The organism is Desulfonatronospira thiodismutans ASO3-1, from assembly GCF_000174435.1.
GTDB lineage: Bacteria > Desulfobacterota > Desulfovibrionia > Desulfovibrionales > Desulfonatronovibrionaceae > Desulfonatronospira > Desulfonatronospira thiodismutans.
Map to the genome: position 1 here is coordinate 1,070,464 of NZ_ACJN02000003.1, position 18,116 is coordinate 1,088,579.

The following is an 18,116-nucleotide window of genomic DNA, read 5'->3' on the forward strand; positions in this document are numbered from 1 at the left end:
CTGATGCTTGATTTTTAGCCCAGGACCTTCTTGACCCCGCGCAGGGCCTGATTGATGCGGTGCCTGTTCTCCACCAGGGCGAACCGCACATGGTCATCCCCGTAATGGCCGAAACCCAGTCCAGGGGACACGGCCATCTTGCCTTCCTGTAAAAGCAGCTTGGAAAACTCAACAGAACCCATTTTCCGAAATTCCTCTGGAATCTTGGCCCAGACGAACATGGTGGCCTTAGGCTTTTCCACCTTCCAGCCGATGCGGTTTAAGCCCTCCACCAGAGCGTCCCTGCGGTCCTTGTAGATGTTCACGATGTCCTGCACGCAATCCTGGGGACCGTTCAAGGCAATTATGGATGCAATCTGGATGGGCTGAAAAATGCCGTAGTCCAGGTAGCTCTTGATGCGGGTCAAAGCGTGCACCATGTCCTTGTTGCCGCAGCAGAAGCCCATACGCCACCCCGGCATGGAATAACTCTTGGACATGGAGAAAAACTCCACACCCACATCCCTGGCCCCGGGGATCTCCAGCATGCTGGGCGGGGTGTAGCCCTCAAAACTCAGATCAGCATAAGCCAGGTCGTGAATGACCCGGATATTGTGCTCCCTGGCGAAATCCACGATCTTCTGGAAAAAATCCCGGTCAACCACAGCCGTGGTGGGATTGTGGGGGTAACAGATGATGAGCAGCTTGGGCATGGGCCAGGTCTGCCTGGTGGCGGTGAGCAGGTCCTCGAAAAAGTCCCGGTCCAGACCGATGGGCACCCTGCGCACGTCTGCACCGGCTATGATGGCTGAATATGGATGAATGGGGTATGTGGGGTCCTGGGAAAAGACCACGTCTCCGGGACTGAGCATGGCCAGGGCCAGGTGGGAAAGGCCTTCCTTGGCCCCCATGGTGGCGATGGCCTCGGTCTCGGGGTCCAGGTCCACGTCATAGCGCCTTTTATACCAGTCGCAGATGGCCTTGCGCAGATTGGGAATACCCTTGGATGCGGAATACCTGTGATTGACCCCCTTGGAGGCGGCCTCCACCAGCTTGTCCACTATATGCTGGGGCGTGGCCAGATCGGGATTGCCCATGCCCAGGTCCACAATATCTTCACCCTGACGGCGAAGCTGCATCTTCAGGTCATTGACGATGGCAAAAACATAAGGGGGGAGCCTGTTAATACGAGCAAATTCAGCCATTCAAAACTCCTGCAACGTAAATTGGTTGGATAAACTTAAACACACGAAACATCCGCCGCCGCGGGCACAAATAATTATTGTAATGGGCGTACTTGTCAAATGTCAAATATTTAGGTTGACGCTTGCAGCTACTTTGGTTATTTTTTCCAAATAACGCAAGGCATGGATCAAATCCAGGTCAGCAACAGGAGAGGTGGCCGAGTCGGCTGAAGGCGCTCGCCTGCTAAGCGAGTAAGGGCTTAACCGTCCTTCGAGGGTTCAAATCCCTCCCTCTCCGCCACAGTCAACAACTCCCAGGCTTCAAGGCCTGGGAGTTTTTTATGCCCCGCTTCTTCAACCGGGAGCACAGATTTTATCCCTGCATCCCTGAAGGCACCCTGCTTTGGACATCAAGAACATCTTTCTGGACCGGGACGGGACCATCATCGAGGACAGGCACTATCTGTCCAGCCCGGATCAAATCGTCTTTCTGCCCGGGGTTGTGCAGACCCTGCAGGCCATGCAGGCCGCAGGCTGCAGCCTGTTTCTGGTCACCAACCAGAGCGGCATCGGCCGCGGCTACTTTTCCATGGCCGACTACCAGCTTGTTCACCAGGCCCTGCTTGAGATGCTTGCAGAGCAAAATGTATTCATGAAAGACTGCTCCTTCTGCCCCCATGCTCCAGAAGCTGATTGTTCCTGCCGCAAGCCGGGCACCGGCATGTGGGAGACAATCAGCCTCAGGCACGCTCTGCAGGCGAATCAAAGCATCATGCTCGGAGACAAGCAGGAAGATATCTCTTTCGGCCGGAACTGCGGCTTTGCCGCCAGCATACTGCTTGGCACAGGCAAGGGAGAAAAGAGCATGGCCGGCCTCGGCATCCCCCCTCTTCCGGCCGGGTGGATGGAGCCCGAGGCCCCTGATCTTCCCGGCATGCCTGCGGCAGTGGCCATGGATCTCCCCTCTGCCTGGCAGTGGCTGCAGCAAAGGTATGGCTGATGCGTATTATGGATAATTCTTCACCCGGGACATAAATGAGTTTCAGGCGTATAGGAATCTGGCAGACAGCCTTTCTTGGCGATGCAGTACTGACCCTGCCCCTGCTGCAGAATCTGGCCCGGGCGTTTCCCGGGGCCCACATGACCTATTTCGTACGCAAGGGCCTGGGCCCTCTTTTTGAGCCAGATCCAGGCCTGCAGGTCCAGGAAGTGGACAAATACGGCCGCGACAGCGGCCCCCTGGGCATGATTCGCACCCTGGCCTCAATCCGCAGGCAGGGGTTCGACCTGTGGGTATCTCCCCATACAAGCTTTAGAAGCGCGGCGATTTCCGCCTTCTCGGGCATCCCCACCCGCATCGGCTACGACTCCCCCCGGTTCAACCGGGCCGCCTACACTCATACCTGCAGCAGACGTTTTGACCAGCTCGAAGAAATAGAACGCGTGCTCCAGCTTTTATCCCCCATAAGCGTCCCCGCCCTGGAGACCTGGCCAGGGCTTCATCTCCACCCCCTGGCCAGGGAAAAGGCCGGTGAGTTCCGGGCAAAACACACAACCGGTCCTGTTCTGGGAGTGCACCCGGGATCCACCTGGGCCACCAAGAAGTGGCCCGGCGCATACTTTGCTGAAGTCATAGACATGGTCCACGACAACCTGGACATGCAGGTCATGCTCTTTGCCGGTCCAGGCGAAGAAAAGGCCGCCAGGGAAATAAAAGACCTGGTCCGCCGCCAGGACCTGCTCCTGGATCTTTCCGGCCGGCTGGACCTGCCCGGCCTGGCCGCATTCCTGCAGGGCCTGGACTGCTACCTGTGCAACGACTCCGGCCCCATGCATCTGGCCTGGACTCAAAATACCCCTGTTGCGGCCCTTTTCGGCCCCACAACCAGGTCCCTGGGATTCTTCCCCCGGGGAGAGCACTCCACAGTCCTGGAAACGGACCTGGAGTGCAGGCCCTGTGGACTGCACGGGAGCAAAAGCTGCCCCCAGGGGCATCACCGCTGCATGCTGGACCTAACGCCCAAAAAAGTATTTGATGTCATCAGGGAAAAAATCCATGCCCGGCAATGAACCTGAAAATTTCGTCGTGATTCGCCTGGGCTCCCTGGGAGACGTTGTCCTGACCACAGGAGTGCTTCAGGCCTGGCATGCCCGCACTGGAGCACGCTTTATCTTTGTCACCAAAAAGGCCTTTGCCCCGGTCCTGGAAAAACATCCGGCCATAAAGGAGATCATCACTGTTCCAGGCAAGTATCTGACCACTCCCGGGTGGCTGAACTTCTGCCGCCTGCTGGCCCGCCGGTTCAGGGACCTGCAGCTCATTGATCTTCACTGCAGCCTGCGTTCAAGGATACTAAGGGCCATGTGGCCCTGCCGGACTTTTGCCTACCCCAAGATGGCCCTGCACAGGCGGATGTTCGGCCTCACCGGCATGGATCTGTTTGGGCGCGAGCTCTTAAAATCCAATATCCCCCAGCGCTACTTCCGCGCCCTGTATCCCCGGCCTCCAGCCCGGGACACTCTTGAGCCCCGCATTCACCTGTCCTCTGCGGAAAAGGCCGAGGCGCGGGAGACCCTGTCCCGGTCCGGAATCACTCTTGCCAGCCAGCATACGCCGTCCAGACCCCTTATCGCCCTGCACCCCTATGCCACCCACCCGGCCAAGGCCTGGCCCACGGACAACTGGCTGGCCCTGGCCACCCTGCTGGAAGACCGCGGCATGGACTGGGTAATCATTGGCCGGGAAAATTACTCCCTTCTGCCGGATAGCTCCAGGGACCTGACTTCCAGGACAGACATCCGCCAGACCTGCGCTCTGCTTGAGCACTGCTGCGCCTTAGTCACCGGGGATTCCGGGCCCATGCACCTGGCCCGGGCCGTACATACCCCCCTGGTGGCCCTGTTCGGGCCTACCACCCGGGAATGGGGATTTTTCCCCGCAGCAAAAAACAGCCTGGTCCTGGAATCAGAACTGCCCTGCCGGCCCTGTTCCCTGCACGGCAGACTCAAAAACACCTGCACCGCCCCCTGCATGCACCACATCACCCCCTCCCGGGTCCTGGACGCCCTGAACCGGATTACTTCCGGCTCCAGTACGCTTAACACGGATTAACTGCTCAGAGAAGATATTTTTTATCTCTCGTCCCCTTCCATCCAAACACCCCCATACTTTCTTCCCCCATGCCCTATGCCTTCTTCCCCCATGCGCCATGCCCCATACTTTCTTCCCCATGCCCTATGCATCCTCTTCCACTCCCATACTTTCTTCCCTATGCGCCATGCGCCATGCCCCATGCCCCATGCCTTCTTCCAATTCCCCAATCCCTTCCATGAGAAGGCCTGTCAATGTCCGACGTGGCGGACCACCTTTTTACCCTTGCGAGCTTTAAGCCCCGAAACAAGTCTCACTTCCATTCGCACTCTTTAGGGGCCTTTGCCGGCAGGCCCGGTGTCTCAGTGAGTTTCGCTTGTTGGAAGCTGACCACCTGAATCTCGGCCTCTTTTATCATTGCCGGCAAGCAATTGGGCCTAGGAATTGGCCGCAGTCTTCCGAACGGGACTTCATTGTAAAAGGGCTTGTTTTTGCCGCAGGATCCTGATCAGGCCTCCTGGCTAGGTTTCGGAGGAGCCGGCCTGGGGATTGCGGGTGACCTTGGTCGTGTCCGCAATCCCCAGGCCGGCTCCAATACCATCACTCTACTTAACTTATGCCGCTTGCCTGACTACACTTTGATTGTAAAACGGATCGTATTCTTCTCCTGTTACCCAAAGCCTATGCAGTAAGACAGCCAACTTTCGGGCTACAGCCACAATCGCTCGCTTCTTGGATATCTTGCCTCCGCGCTGGGAAATGCGCTCTCCATGCCTCTTAAGCTCACTATCCGGACCAAATGGTCCTAATATGTAATGAGCAGCGTTGATCAATAATCGACGTAAATCCTTATTACCACACTTGGTTATTCTTAGCTGCTTATCCATATCTCCAGATTGATCCCGCTTGGGAACCATGCCTAAAAAGGGACCCACATCCCGGCTCTTGTGAAAACGGCTGCTGTCCTCCAAGGTCAATATAAAGGCCAGGGCAGTTATGGGACCCACGCCAGGAACCTGTCTTAGAACATCTGTTTCAGGGTAACTTTTTTGGCTTACTTCTGCGATCTTTTGTTCGTATTCCCTGATACGCTTGGTCAGACTCTCTATCTGCTCTATGAGAGGAAAAAGCGCGAACTTGAGCCTCTCGGGAACATGCTCGTAGGCCTTTTTGTGAAAACTGGGAGCACTGCAGGATGGAATCCGTTCACCAAATGATTTCACAATGCCGCGAACATGATTGATCAAGCTAGACCTGCTCTTGACCAGCATATCCCTGGACTGAATAAGAACCAGATCCTCCTGGGACTGCTCACTGCGGTGCTGTATAGGCTCCAAAAGCTTGGGATCAACCCTGGCAATCCTGGCCAGCATCTCTGCATCCCGGTAATCCGTCTTGACCGGATCCTGCCAGATGGCTCTGAGTTTGCGGGTATTACCCACCAAAACTTCACAGCCCAACTCTTCCAGCAGCCTGCTGACCCAACCGGAATGTGTCCCGGTCTCGATGGCCACCAAAGACCCGGAGTACTTTTCAAAACTCTTGTGCATGGCTTTTTTGGTATTAGATACCTTGAAAATCTTAACCACCTCTCCGGAAGCATCCAGAACGCATACCACATTCTGCCTATCTCCCAGGTCGACACCAATGGTAAAATTTGCTACATTTGTACTCATGGCTGGTCCTCCTTAATCTTTGCAGCACATTGACTGCGTTTATTTTATAGTGAGCATGATTAACTCATAGCTCGCAAGGAGGTCCAGCCTTCTCATCCTACCTGAATCATAAACCTAAAGCCATCAGCAAAACAGCCGATACTTACAATAAGGCACCAATTTTGCTTTAACCAGAAGCAGCAACCACCGGGGATCACAGTTATCCTCCGGGCGTGCAGCTTCCAGGCACAAAAAAGCCCTGGCCCGGAATGCTGCCGGGAATAATTTTCCGCATTTTTCGCACAAGACCAAGCCAAGGAGGCAGATAATGCCGGATCTGACTTCAGGACAGATACGCTTTGACGGATTGGGCTCAGGCATGGACTTTGACCAGATCGTCAACCAGATGGTCCAGATTGAAGGCCGCCGCATCCAGAGACTGCAGCAGGACATGCAGCAGGAGCAGGTCAAAATGGAGGCCTCCCAGGAACTGCAGAACTCCATGGTCTCCATGCGTTCCGAGATGGATTCCATGAACACTCTGGATGATTTCTTCATCCGCAGTGCCGAATCCGGCCAGGAGAGCGTGGCCTCGGCCTCGGCGGACAGCAGCGCCGAAGAAGGCTCATACAACCTGGAAGTAGGCCAGCTGGCCCGCAACCATATCATGTTCAGCAATGAAGGCTTTGAAGAGACCGACGATGTGGTCAACTCTTCAGGTGAAACCAGAACCTTCAGCTACCAGTACGGTCCCGAAGAAGGCGAGGACGCCCATGAACGTGTAGATCTGGAGGTTCCGGAGGGCACCACCCTGCAGGGCCTGGTGGAACTCATAAACGAGGACCCGGACAACCCCGGGGTCCGGGCTACCCTGATCAACGACGGCAACGAATATTTTCTGCAGCTGAAGGGCATGGATCAGGGGGCTGACTACAAGGTAGAGATAAAAGATGAAGAAACGGACCTGGATGGCTTTAAAGCAGACGATTTCGATACCAGCCAGGAGGCCCAGAACTCAAAGATCAAGGTGGACGGCTGGCCCCGGGATGAAGTTGACGAAGACGGAGAGGTCACTGAAGAGCGCTGGATAGAACGCGATTCCAACTCCGTGGACGATGTTATCGAAGGCGTGACCCTGAACCTTTATGAAACAGGCGAGACCCAGATAACAGTTTCCGATGACCACGAGGCCATCAAGGAGCAGGTGCAGGAATTCGTGGACAGCGTCAATAATGTCCTGGCCATGATGCAGGGGGTCTCCAGGATCGAGGAGGACGAGGAAGCCGAGGATGATGACATGGCCGGTCCCCAGACCTCCCTTCTCACCGGCAACTACGGGGTGCGCATGGTCCAGGACCGCATCAGGGACGTCCTGGCCTCAGCCGGAGTCGGCTTTGACCGTGATGACGACCCCTTTCCCAACCTGGGCAGCATCGGCATCAGTACTGTGACCGACGAAGAGGAAGAGGACTACGGGCTTTTGCGCCTTGACGAATCCCGCCTGGATGAAGTCCTGGACGAAGACCCCCAGGCCGTGGCCGAGATATTCAGCGCGGACAACGAACCATCCACAGACACCTCTGATTTCCGCTTTGCCTCCCAGATCGAAGGCACCACCAGGCCCGGGCTGTACGATGTAAGCTATACCATGGAAAATGGAGAGATTACGAACGCTTATATTGACGGTGAAGAAGCCCGCTTCGACAACCAGGAAATGACCATCAGCTCCAGGTCAGGTGACTCGCGGGGGCTGGTCATTCGGGTGGACAATCTATCAGACGGTGAATACCAGGGCAATGTCCGCCTCAAGCAGGGCAAGGCCGGAGAACTCTCGGATGCGGTCCGGGAAATGACCGACCCCGAGAGCGGCACCTTCAAAATCATGGAACGGGGTTACGAAAGCACCATCCAGAGCCTGGAGCGAAGCATCGAATCCGAGCAGAGCAGGCTTTCGAGTTATGAGCGCCACCTGCGAAACCGTTTTGCCCGGACAGAGGAAATGCTCGGCCGCTACGAGGGCATGCAGCAGTCAATATTCCAGATGCGGCAGCAGCTGGGTTAAACCCGGCCACTGGGCACTCCATTCCTTCCTGGTTGCATTTTGCAGCATGCCTGTTGATATTGCAGGTATCTTCAATTTCAGTTCAATCATTTAGCTGTTAGTCTTTATGCTGAATCCTCAATCCCCCAATTCCCCAATCCTTCCATGAGAAGGCTTGTCAATGTCCGACGTGGCGGACCACCTTTTTACCCTTGCGAGCTTTAAGCCCCGAAACAAGTCTCACTGAATACCTCCTTGACAAAAACATAGTATTGCGGCTTAATATCTTAAACAGCCACCCTGAATTTCAACCCAGAAGGAGATCTAGGATGACTCAGCCGGCCTCGGTTATCGACCTTTACGACAGCCTCCTGGCAGCGGAGGATGAACGGGCCAGGGCACGGATTATCGCCGGGGCCTTCGAGCGCCTGGAAGACCGCTATCCGGAGCTAAAGGACCTGGCCACCGCCAGCGGGGTGCGTGAGTCCGAACTGCGTCTGCAGAAAGAAATCGAGCAGGTCCGCGCAGATTTGTCAAAAGAAATCGAGAAGGTCCGAACAGAACTTATCCGGGAAATCGAGAAGCTGCGGGCAGACACCAGTAAAGAAATCGCTTTCGGCAACCAGAAAATCCTCCGCTGGACCACCGGTCTTCTATTTGCCCAGCTTGCGGCCATCATAGCCGTGATCTTCGGGGTGGGACTAATGTAAAAAACCAACCCCAACCGTGAGCGGGCCTTGTCCGCCCGCCTGCCCAGCACTCACTTTAATAATTTCGGTTTCATCACAAGCAATCAAATGAAAAAGTGAGTGCTGGGTCAGCGTAGCTGGTTTCACTGGGATGTGCAACGAAGTTGCCAGCCTGCCCCGTTGAATAGCTCAATGAGCTAGCCCGCAGGGCATTCAACTGGGGTGCCAAAAAATCTTCTCCGGCACAGGAAGCCTGCAGGCGTACACCCGACTAAAATACGCTTTGCTGTCCTGCGGAATTCTATCGGGCAGGCAGGTGCTCAGCACCCAAGGTCCTGAAAAACAGACTCACCCCACACTGCCTTCGATGCTCCGCCGCACGAACTCGTTGAGACTGATGCCCTTTTCCCGGGCCGCCAGGGCTGCCTTGAGATGGGTTTTATGACCCACCCGCACATTAAATGCCCCTTTGCATGGAATTTCCGGTTCGTAACCGCGTTCGCTGCAGTAGGCTAAGTAGTCATCCACCGCATCTTCAAACGCTCTTCTGATTTCTTTTACTGTTTCACCTTCGTAAGTAACCAGAGCGTTGATGAACTCCAGTTTACCATGCAGAACGGCATCTTCGACACTGGCTTCGATGCTCCCGTAATATCCTCTGTATTGCATTAGTTTCATAATTTGCCTCCGGATTGGAGTTTTTCCCTGATGCGTCGGATAACATAAGCTTTGACCTGATTGTCCGGGTGAGGTCGATGCAGGTTGATCAGATTGCCGGGATTGCCATTATCAAACTTTACCCTTGAGCCTGAACCTTCCAGCTTTTGGTAGCCAAGTCCGCGAAGTAAAGCGCACAACTCATCCCAGGTCCAGGCTGCCTTTGGATCCTGCAGCTTTTTGATCAACTTGGCTTGTCTCGTCATAGTGCTTACCTTGCAACTAATTATAGTTGCATACATTTCTCTGTCAATCATAATCTCTCAAGGATTTTTTTGCAGGCGTATCCATGAACCCCAAGCTTGCTTTTTGCCCGCTGATTTCCTAAATTTAAAGAGACAGATTAAGAAATGCTTAAATGGAGTAAGAAATGGACATCCCCGAGTCAGAGCGTAGACGGGCTGAATCCAGAGCCGAATCTGAGCGTAAATGGGAACAGCATAACCGCAAGTGGGAGGAAAATCAAAAGGTGATATACCAAATGCTTGCCGATATAAAAAAACATCTGGACAAGCATGACAGCAGTATCAGTTGCCAGTGGGGGCCTCACAAGGAACAGTCTTTCCGTAATGCTCTGAAAGCCATCCTGGAGGAATCATTCGGGGTGAAGGTCCTTAATGTGACAGAGTACGATGATGCAGGCGAGGTCTTCGGCAGGCCGGACCAGGTGGAGCTGGACGTTATAATTTTCAACCAGACCTTGATACTATGCGAAATCAAGTCTTCCATCAGCAAAGCTGATGTACACTTTTTTGATCGTAAGGCGACCTTCTATGAAAAGCATCACAACCGCAAAGCTACCCGCAGGATGGTTATTTCCCCTATGGTTGACCCCAGCGCCATGGAACTGGCCAAAAAACTTGGCATTGAAGTCTACTCCCATTCATACGACGTGCCCGCAAGGTAAATCCCCGGCTGAGCTTTGACATCAGCCCATCCGTGAGCGGGACAGTCCCCAGTGTCAGTTGAAGCGCCTTGTTCGACATTATTTTCTACCAACTCCTAACCTGGGATGCCGACGCTGATGCTTGACTACTGTTATACGGAGCAGGTCTTTACTAACCACCCGAAAGTAGATCACATAAGGAAATCGTCGCATGAGTGACCGTCGAATACCTTTCTCTACTGCATTCCAGCGATAAGGCATGTCCACAATTTTGGCTACTTGCTTATCGAATTCCTTCAGGAACTCGGTGCCGAGGCCGTCTACAACTTTATTGTAGTAGTCAACTATTTCCTGAATCTCTTGTTCAATAGCAGGATGATATTCAACCCTCATTCCTGTGAAGCCTGCTCATTAGTTCCGAATGAGATAAAGGCTTAACCTCGCCTCGCTCAATTTCTTCATCCCGCCGAATGGCAAGATGGATTGATTCCACATCCGATAATTCTCTTCCGGATACGAATGGATCTTCCAGACTCTCCCATATCGCCTCTGCGAGCAAAGCTCTATCATGCGGGTCGAGTTGTAGCGCTTCAGAGGCCAACTCAGCAACTTTCATGGTACATTTCCTCGGATTAATATGTGTCAACGATAGCCCCGGGGCTGACACCTGTTTTTTATATAACCATCCAATTAAAATGGTAACTTTCTTTAAGCCTAAGTAGGTAGGTAAGGACAGATTGTCAAGCTCTATTCAGCCCCACTACCACCAATTTGTTCTCATTATAACGCCTTGTTCTTCTGAGAAGTTAAGGTCATTTTTAAATAATTAAGGACAAGCCCTTTATGTTGATTCATCATTGCTCCGTCACACCATCTCCCACTTACCAAGTAACTCCCTCGCTCTCTTGCCAAAGCGGGCTACGCCCGCAACCCAATAAAGAAAAGAGCTATTTGACAGGATTAACCACGCCAAAGACGCGTGGCAGGCATAGATTAAGAGATTGATTAAGAGAAAACCATTTTTGTCCTGGCCGGAAGCCAGGCCAAAAGGTAATCACTCCGGCACTCACTTTTTCGGAGTAATCCCACCGGGGCGTAGACCCTATGGGCCGGAAGCTTTACTGAGTACTGTCCGGTACTCATGAATGCCGGAAGAAAGTGAGTGCCGGATGGCTAATGTAATCTGCGGCTTCCGGCCGCTGATTGCTTATCCTGTCAATCCTGTTAATCCTGTCTAAGTTTCTTGTTTTTTCTGACAGGATTTCAGGAATAAGCCACTAAAGTCGCTAAATCCCCAACGTCTACTGATTTCTGATCTCTGACTTCCGACTTCTGACCTCTGACCCTTGATTTAGAATCCCCCAATCCTCTTTCCTCCATGCCCCATACCCCATGCCCCCTGCCTTCTTCCCCCATGCCCCATGCTCTATGCTCTATGCTCTATGCCCCATGCCCCATCCCTCTTTTCTCCATGCCCCATGCCCTATGCCCTCTTCCCCCATGCCCCATGCCCCATGCCCTATGCCCCAATCCCCCAAATCCCCAGAAGTAGCCAGAGGCTCAAGCCATGGCCATTTTTTTCCTGCCTGCAGCTTTGCCTGCGGCCAGCACTTTTCCCGCCGGCTGGTCATAACGGGTATCCTGCAAAGCATTTCTGTATCCCTGCAGCAACGGCCCCAGCCTGTCCCGAAAAGGCTCGGAGAAACCCACAAAATCCTTTCTTATGGGCATGGCCAGGTCCAGGGAGTGGGCCGGGCCCAGGTCCAGTACGTGGCTGCTTCTTTCCTTGAGAACCTTGAAATACTCTTTCTTCCACTCCAGCCCCAGAAAGCTGTAAAGCATGGAGCACATCCCATCAGGATTGCGGGTCAGCTCCTCGTAGCTCAGCATGAGCATGGGATTGGGCAGCACCTGTGTCCAGTGCTTGATGAGTTCCCGGTACAGCCTGATTTCCCGTCCCAGGTGTTCCAGGTCGAAAGCGTACCTGTTGCCCCGGGCGTAATGCTTGAAATAACAGGATACGCCCAGGTCCTTGAGATCACGCTGGACAAAGATAATGGGCGTCGCCGGAAAATAAAGCCCCAGGTAGCCAAGGACAGTAATATTGCCCGGCAGAGTGGTCACGCATCTGCCTCTGCCAGGGGGGAACTGGTGTTCACGTATATAATTGCGGGCCTCCTGGCGACTTTTTTCCGGTGTGAGTTTTTGCAGGTAATTTTTACCCTTGCCCCGGCAGAAACGGTGGAACTTCTGATCCTCTCCCCAGGGCTCAATATCGGGGTGACAGGCTATCAGGGACTCCACTAAGCTCTTGCCGCTGCGGGAAAAGCCCACCACAAACACCTGCGGCGTCTCTTGCAGGCCGAAATCACCGGCCCGCGCCATGAATTCTCCGGAAAAAAGCCTCTGATACCTCGCCGGCCTTATATCCCAGTCCGGGCCGCCCTCGCGCAGCGGATACATGATCCTGTTGGCCTGGTCATAGCAGTCAAATGCCTCGGACAGGCGTTTTTGATCCAGCATGGCCTTGCCCAGGGCAAATCCGGCCAGTGCCCTGTCGTGCGGATCTGTTTCGCTGTCCATGAACCTTGCCTGCAGACGCTTTATGGCCGGATCGTCCGGATCGTCGAAAGTGGTCAGCTCGGACAGGCCGTAGTGGGCCTGGACCGAATCAGGATCAAGTTCCAGGGCCCTGCGGTAAGACTTCAGGGCGTCACTTATTTGACCCAGATGTTTGTACGCATTGCCCAGGCGGGAATGGGCGTGCTCAAAATGCGGATCAATCTCCAGGGCCCTCAGGTAGTGATCCCTGGCCTCTTCATAGAGTTTGAGGTCCTTGCAGACGCTGCCCATGCGTGTGTGATGCAGGGCCGAATCCGGCTCCAGTTCCAGGGCCCTCTGCAGATGTTCCCGGGCCTCTTCCGGATTGTTCAGTTCCCTGCAGACGCTGCCCAGGCTGCTGTAGGCCGGAGGGTGCTCCGGGTTCATAGTCAGAACTTTCTGATACAGGCGCTTGGCCTTTTGCGGTTCCTCCAGTTCGTGGTGGGCCCGGGCCAGTTTCATCAGGGCGTCCCAGTTGTGCGGGTCCAGCTCAGAGGCCCGGCGGGCGTGATCCCTGGCCTGGTGCAGATTCTTTGCCCGTCCGAATATGGCAGCCAGCCGCACATGAATGGATGGGCTGTCCGGGCTGATGTCCAGCATCTGCAGGTACCTCCGGGCGGCTTCTTCATCCCGGCCCATGGCCTCCAGGTTCTGAGCCAGGTTCTTGAGCAGTTCCGCATCACCGGGCAGCAGCCCGGCCGCCTGCTCCAGGCGGGGCAGGGCCTCGGCGTTTTTCCCCTGTATGGCCTGGACCGTGCCCAGGTACTTGAGCATCCGGCCGTCCCCCGGATTTTTCTTCAGAAGCTTGCGGGCAATCTTTTCCGCCCGGGCAAAATCCTTTTTCTTCAGGGCTTCGGCGTAAGCATTTAAACCATTATTTCCTGAAGCGCTCATGCATTCTCTCCTGTTTGAAGTTCACAACTACCCTGCACAGATAGCAATGTCCATGCCACAGCAACTCTCAAAAACAGGCTGATACTGATAAAGAACCGAAAATCACTTTCCCCCAGCCTTGAACGGGCCCTGCCCGCCTTTCACACCCCCGGCATGATGAAATGTACGATATGCCCCGCGAAGCAGGGTCTCACTGGAATGTAAGGCCCCCAGGCCTCCCATGCCAAAAAATCCCCCCTCCTTCTCGCCCTTATTCACTTTTCATCATTCATCTTTTCTTCCTCCCCCATGCCCCATGCCCTATGCATCCTCTTCCACTCCCATACTTTCTTCCCCATGCGCCATGCCCCATGCCCCATGCCCCATGCCTTCTTCCCCCATGCCCCATGCCTTCTTCCCCCATGCCCCATGCCCTATGCCCTCTTCCCCCCATGCCCCATGCCCTATGCCCCAATCCCCCAATCCCTAAATCCCCCAATTCCCCAATCCCTAAATTCCTAAATTCTCCAATCCCTGAATACCTCCTTGACAAAAACATAGCATTGCGGCTTAATAGCCTTAAACAAACCAGCAGGAGGATCTCATGGACGCCAAGGAAGCAATGCTCTCAGCCATGAAGGAATGGATGCTCCCTGAGCTGAACAGCATCAGGGAGGACTACAAAAACATAAAAACTACTCTGGACATGACCAACAAGAGGCTGGACGAGATGAAGGCCCACCTGGTGGATCAGGGCAGGCGTATCGATGACACCAGAGCCGAGCTCAAGGCAGAGATCCAGAAAAACACAGAAAGAATCGACGAAACCAGAGCAGAACTTACCACCCGCATTGATGAAACCAGAGCCGAGCTAAAGACCGAGATCCAGAAAAACACAGAAAGAATCGACGAAACCAACAGGCGCATCGACGAAACCAGGGCGGAGCTAAAGACCGAGATCCAGAAAAACACCGAGAGAATCGATGAAACCAACAGACGCATCGACGAAACCAGAGCAGAACTTACCACCCGCATTGATGAAACCAGGGCGGAGCTAAAGACCGAGATCCAGAAGAACACCGAGAGAATTGATCACATCAACACGCGAATCGACAATTTGACCAGGGAAGTGGCTGAGGTAAGAGGAGACCTGAACAAGGCCCTGAGCGACAAGGTTGTTGTCCAGGATCTTGTTGAGCGCGTGGGCAGGCTGGAAACCAGGGCCGCCTGATGCCGGTCCAAAGGTTGGAGTGACTCAAGAATTTTGACCAGATCCATCGCTGTCCTTCGGAATTATACCGGGCAAGCAAGTGCTCCGCACACAAACGGTTTTGAAACCGCCCCATAAAAGTAATATAACCTACAAAAAACTGACTACCTCTTCCACAAGCTCGGAAATTGAAGGAGCTGCAGCCTCAACTATTGAATTATCACTCAAATGCTTATGCTCTTTGGATTTTAAGGCAGGTTTGTGACGGGCGTTATCATACCGAAAAACTAATTTTCCATGCCTGTCCTGATAATGATACCCATAGCTCACTTTTTTGATGCCATATGCTGCATCAATGTACTCTCTGACATGTAAAGAACTGCCGTCCACCAAGACAACGCTGGCCTGAATTACAGCCTGCTTTCCCGCTCTCAATTCCTCCTGGATATCAATTACATCAGCGAATCCATAAAGGTCCATTCGCTCAATGGCGCTTCGAACCTCATGTAAATAGTTTCCATCCGGAAATTCTTTATTTCCGGATGCTGAAACTGATGGTTTTCTTTCCGGAAACGAGGAGTTTTTTCTTTTGGCAAGGAAATCAAGCAATTATGAGGAGGCGTATCTTAATACGTTGACGAATAATTGTGCAGATTGACGCCGCCAAAGGGAAAAAGAACCGTTTCCGGATGAAAACTAAATAATCATGTATTTGCATGAGTTATTCCATTCAAGATATCAATTCTTTGCAACAAAGAAGAGGCCAGCCTGTATTCTCCTGCCCACTTCACATACTCCATGTCCTGCCCTTCAAGGTCTTCAGCAGACCAGTTTTCCAAAAAATCCAAAGATGACACATTGTATTTTTTCTCAAATTCTGCCAGACGTTTTCGGCTCAATTCAAGGCTGTACTGCAACCTCGATTTTTCCATGGTCAGGGCATCAAATAAAATTTCACTGGCTTTTTCCGGGTGCTCTGCTTTAAGTTTCAACTCACTCATCAAAGAATCCCTCCCTTTATAACTTATTCTTTTGTGCATTCGAATATAGCTGTCACTTATGTCTGAGTCAATCTCGGACCTCCCGGTCCAGCCATGAGCGCCATAAAACACCCAGCACTCACTTTAATAATTTCTGTTTCATCACAAGCAAACAAATGGAAAAGTAAGTGCCGGGTCAGCGCAGCTGGTTTCACTGGGATGTGCAGCCCCCAAACCTCCCCCGCCCCATGCCTGCCCCGTGAATCATTTATCCTGTGAAATGTACAGCAGTACGAGCGTCAGCGGATTTCACCGGGAGCCCAAAGGGCCACCTGTCGTAGACAGGGGTTTCACCGGGGCCCCATGCCCCCTGCTCTATGCTCTATGCCCCATGCCTTCTTCCCCCATGCCCTATGCCCCATGCCCTATGCCCCCATGCCCCATGCCCCATGCCCCATGCCTTGAATCCCCCAATCCCTAACTCCCTGAATTCCTAAATTCCCCAATCCCCCAATTTCTTTTATAATCTCTTGACAACAAGCCCCCCTTGCCAGATAATATTTATTATTTGTATTTTGTTTGCAGATTCATGGAGAGGTATCTGTTTAGCACTTTGCATGCGGCACGGGGACTGACTCTCTCAGGCCTTGTTTTTTAAACCTGTTTTCTTACATCAAAAAAAGGGCTGGGGTACCTGCCTCCTGCTTTACTTACTCACTATATGAAATTATATCTTGATTTATGCTTATTTTATAGATCATTTGACGATCAAAGTAATGAAAGGATTAAACTTGAAACTAACATTTTAATCATTTTGTTGGGCTATGTCTCAACTGGTAAAGCTCACCTGGTAAATTCATTTGCTTTGGAATTTGAAAACAGCAAAAACCCGAAATTGGAAAATAAGATCAAGGTATCCAGTTTATTAAGCTATGCTACGGATTACATAGAATATGATGAAAAAATTGTGACCAGATCCATAACGCTTGAAAAAAATGGAATTATGAGCATGGATGCCCTGCATATTGCATGCGCTGAATATGCCAATGTCGATTATTTTATTACTTGTGATGACAAATTGATCAAGCAGCTAAAAAAGACAATGAATTTAAAAATAGCTTGCTATGATTCCATTGATTTTATTTATAGGGAGATTTTTAAGTTATGATAGAAGCAACACAGCTCACTCCAAAAGAAATTAGAAGTATTGGTTGGGATGTACTTTTAAAAAAACTGGGTCCCAATGGAGCATTACAATTCATTTTAGACTACGAAAAAGGTTATGGAAATTATTGTGAATTACGCAAAGAAATTTTCAAAGATAAAACCGTACAAGACCTTGTGCAAGAAATGAAAAATGAAGGCTATGCCTAACATATTTGTTCTGGGAAGAATTCTTTACACCGGAAACTGTGGAGCGTATTCATTCCATGATCCGGGATGAAAAGACCCCACATCGGGTGATAGAAACCCCGGTATATAAATATGCATAGTCTTGCGTTTTTGCCCCAAGCGCTGCAGGAGCGAGCTGTAACCATTCAGGGGGTGCCAGTAATCACCACCGAGAGAAGCCTTAAGGCGTACTCCCCAGCCGTTAGCGGCAAAGCCGCCCGCTCGCCCCGTGAAACAGACTTTTGTCTCCGCGCAGCGGGTTTCACCGGGGTGTGCAACGAAGTTGCCCGTGCCAAAAAGATCTTCTCCGGCACGGGAAGCCTACAGGCTTCACACAGGTGCTCCGCACACACGGTTTAAAAGCATAAAGAACTCAGGCACTCTGTCAGGCAAAAAACGCCTTCAGGACAAGCACCCCTCTTCAACCGTGAGCGGCAGAGCCGCCCGTGTGAGGTTCTCAAACCTCCCGTGCCAAAAAAATCTTCTCTGGCACGGGAAGCCTGCAGGCTTCACACAGGTGCTTCGCACACACGGTTTTGAAGAATAATGATCACCATAAAAGCTTTTCCCGCCTGCCAGACAGACAACCCAGCATGGTTCCAGCCCCCCCTCAAAGGTTAGACCCTATGCATTTCCCCCAAAGTGCTTACCCATAAAATACTGCTTGTCATGAGATAATCTAGATAGTATATTTTTATAGATGCATAACTTACCGGAAAACCCCATTGAATTCATTAAAAGCTGCGTCAAAGCCAGGAGACTCTAACGCGGGCTTTGCCCGCAACCCAATAAAGAAAAGAGTTATTTGACAGGATTAA

General features: G+C 52.4%; 18 protein-coding genes and 1 tRNA gene. 10 read left to right on the forward strand and 9 right to left on the reverse strand.

Annotation, left to right across the window (positions count from 1 at the left end; genetic code table 11):
* Positions 1-14: 14 nt before the first annotated feature.
* Positions 15-1,184: an aminotransferase class I/II-fold pyridoxal phosphate-dependent enzyme gene (locus DTHIO_RS16925; RefSeq protein WP_008871481.1), complete on the reverse strand. Its 1,170-nt coding sequence runs from the start codon at positions 1,182-1,184 to the stop codon at positions 15-17.
* Between the two features lie 187 nt (positions 1,185-1,371).
* Between DTHIO_RS16925 and DTHIO_RS16930 the strand changes: the two genes are divergently transcribed.
* From DTHIO_RS16930 to DTHIO_RS16945, 4 genes are all read left to right on the forward strand, one after another.
* Positions 1,372-1,464 (forward strand) — tRNA-Ser (locus tag DTHIO_RS16930).
* Between the two features lie 102 nt (positions 1,465-1,566).
* Complete coding sequence (locus tag DTHIO_RS16935) at positions 1,567-2,163, forward strand: D-glycero-alpha-D-manno-heptose-1,7-bisphosphate 7-phosphatase (RefSeq protein ID WP_008871482.1); 597 nt, start codon at positions 1,567-1,569, stop codon at positions 2,161-2,163.
* 35 nt (positions 2,164-2,198) lie between these two features.
* On the forward strand, positions 2,199-3,233 hold the full coding sequence (locus DTHIO_RS16940) for a glycosyltransferase family 9 protein (protein WP_008871483.1): 1,035 nt from the start codon (positions 2,199-2,201) through the stop codon (positions 3,231-3,233).
* Complete coding sequence (locus DTHIO_RS16945) at positions 3,220-4,275, forward strand: glycosyltransferase family 9 protein (RefSeq protein WP_008871484.1); 1,056 nt, start codon at positions 3,220-3,222, stop codon at positions 4,273-4,275. Before DTHIO_RS16940 ends, DTHIO_RS16945 begins: the two co-directional genes overlap by 14 nt.
* A 593-nt stretch (positions 4,276-4,868) precedes the next feature.
* Here DTHIO_RS16945 and DTHIO_RS16950 read toward each other — a convergent pair.
* Complete coding sequence (locus DTHIO_RS16950) at positions 4,869-5,930, reverse strand: IS110 family RNA-guided transposase (protein ID WP_008871485.1); 1,062 nt, start codon at positions 5,928-5,930, stop codon at positions 4,869-4,871.
* A 307-nt stretch (positions 5,931-6,237) separates the two neighbouring features.
* Here DTHIO_RS16950 and fliD point away from each other — a divergent pair, with 307 nt between their 5' ends.
* Positions 6,238-7,971 (forward strand): flagellar filament capping protein FliD, encoded by a 1,734-nt coding sequence (gene fliD, locus DTHIO_RS16955; RefSeq protein ID WP_008871486.1) that lies wholly within the window; start codon positions 6,238-6,240, stop codon positions 7,969-7,971.
* Positions 7,972-8,279: 308 nt separating this feature from the next.
* On the forward strand, positions 8,280-8,660 hold the full coding sequence (locus DTHIO_RS16960) for a hypothetical protein (protein WP_008871487.1): 381 nt from the start codon (positions 8,280-8,282) through the stop codon (positions 8,658-8,660).
* Positions 8,661-8,987: 327 nt separating this feature from the next.
* Here DTHIO_RS16960 and DTHIO_RS16965 read toward each other — a convergent pair whose 3' ends face one another.
* Together DTHIO_RS16965 and DTHIO_RS16970 are read right to left on the reverse strand one after the other, a co-directional pair.
* Positions 8,988-9,317 carry a type II toxin-antitoxin system HicB family antitoxin gene (locus tag DTHIO_RS16965; protein WP_008871488.1) on the reverse strand — a complete coding sequence of 110 codons (330 nt, stop codon included), beginning with the start codon at positions 9,315-9,317 and terminating at the stop codon, positions 8,988-8,990.
* Positions 9,314-9,613 (reverse strand): type II toxin-antitoxin system HicA family toxin, encoded by a 300-nt coding sequence (locus DTHIO_RS16970; RefSeq protein ID WP_208596432.1) that lies wholly within the window; start codon positions 9,611-9,613, stop codon positions 9,314-9,316. The genes DTHIO_RS16965 and DTHIO_RS16970 overlap by 4 nt, the downstream gene beginning before the upstream one ends.
* Before the next feature lie 113 nt (positions 9,614-9,726).
* Between DTHIO_RS16970 and DTHIO_RS16975 the strand changes: the two genes are divergently transcribed.
* The gene (locus tag DTHIO_RS16975) at positions 9,727-10,263 is read left to right on the forward strand and encodes a PD-(D/E)XK nuclease family protein (protein ID WP_008871490.1); all 537 of its coding nucleotides are present in this window, start codon (positions 9,727-9,729) and stop codon (positions 10,261-10,263) included.
* A gap of 78 nt (positions 10,264-10,341) precedes the next feature.
* Here the strand turns inward: DTHIO_RS16975 and DTHIO_RS23020 are convergent, their stop codons facing one another.
* The 3 genes from DTHIO_RS23020 to DTHIO_RS16990 all read right to left on the reverse strand — a co-directional run bounded on the left by DTHIO_RS23020 (position 10,342) and on the right by DTHIO_RS16990 (position 13,737).
* Positions 10,342-10,635 carry a type II toxin-antitoxin system RelE/ParE family toxin gene (locus DTHIO_RS23020; protein ID WP_008871491.1) on the reverse strand — a complete coding sequence of 98 codons (294 nt, stop codon included), beginning with the start codon at positions 10,633-10,635 and terminating at the stop codon, positions 10,342-10,344.
* Positions 10,625-10,858, reverse strand: coding sequence for an addiction module protein (locus DTHIO_RS16985; protein WP_008871492.1), 234 nt, complete (start codon positions 10,856-10,858; stop codon positions 10,625-10,627). The genes DTHIO_RS23020 and DTHIO_RS16985 overlap by 11 nt, the downstream gene beginning before the upstream one ends.
* A gap of 944 nt (positions 10,859-11,802) precedes the next feature.
* On the reverse strand, positions 11,803-13,737 hold the full coding sequence (locus DTHIO_RS16990; RefSeq protein ID WP_008871493.1) for a tetratricopeptide repeat-containing sulfotransferase family protein: 1,935 nt from the start codon (positions 13,735-13,737) through the stop codon (positions 11,803-11,805).
* Between the two features lie 583 nt (positions 13,738-14,320).
* Between DTHIO_RS16990 and DTHIO_RS20095 the strand changes: the two genes are divergently transcribed.
* Entirely contained in the window at positions 14,321-14,947 is a 627-nt protein-coding gene (locus tag DTHIO_RS20095; protein WP_008871495.1) for a coiled-coil protein, read from the forward strand.
* A gap of 129 nt (positions 14,948-15,076) precedes the next feature.
* On the opposite strand, the gene DTHIO_RS17005 is transcribed toward DTHIO_RS20095, so the two are convergent.
* Together DTHIO_RS17005 and DTHIO_RS17010 are read right to left on the reverse strand one after the other, a co-directional pair.
* Entirely contained in the window at positions 15,077-15,535 is a 459-nt protein-coding gene (locus DTHIO_RS17005; RefSeq protein ID WP_244156390.1) for a toxin-antitoxin system TumE family protein, read from the reverse strand.
* 95 nt (positions 15,536-15,630) lie between these two features.
* A complete protein-coding gene (locus DTHIO_RS17010; protein WP_244156391.1) occupies positions 15,631-15,966 on the reverse strand; it encodes a hypothetical protein in 336 nt (111 codons plus the stop codon).
* Positions 15,967-16,627: 661 nt separating this feature from the next.
* Here DTHIO_RS17010 and DTHIO_RS17015 point away from each other — a divergent pair.
* Both DTHIO_RS17015 and DTHIO_RS17020 read left to right on the forward strand, forming a co-directional pair.
* Positions 16,628-17,074, forward strand: a complete 447-nt coding sequence (locus tag DTHIO_RS17015) for a PIN domain-containing protein (protein ID WP_008871498.1) — start codon at positions 16,628-16,630, stop codon at positions 17,072-17,074.
* On the forward strand, positions 17,071-17,280 hold the full coding sequence (locus DTHIO_RS17020; RefSeq protein WP_008871499.1) for a hypothetical protein: 210 nt from the start codon (positions 17,071-17,073) through the stop codon (positions 17,278-17,280). The genes DTHIO_RS17015 and DTHIO_RS17020 overlap by 4 nt, the downstream gene beginning before the upstream one ends.
* Positions 17,281-18,116 lie beyond the last annotated feature (836 nt).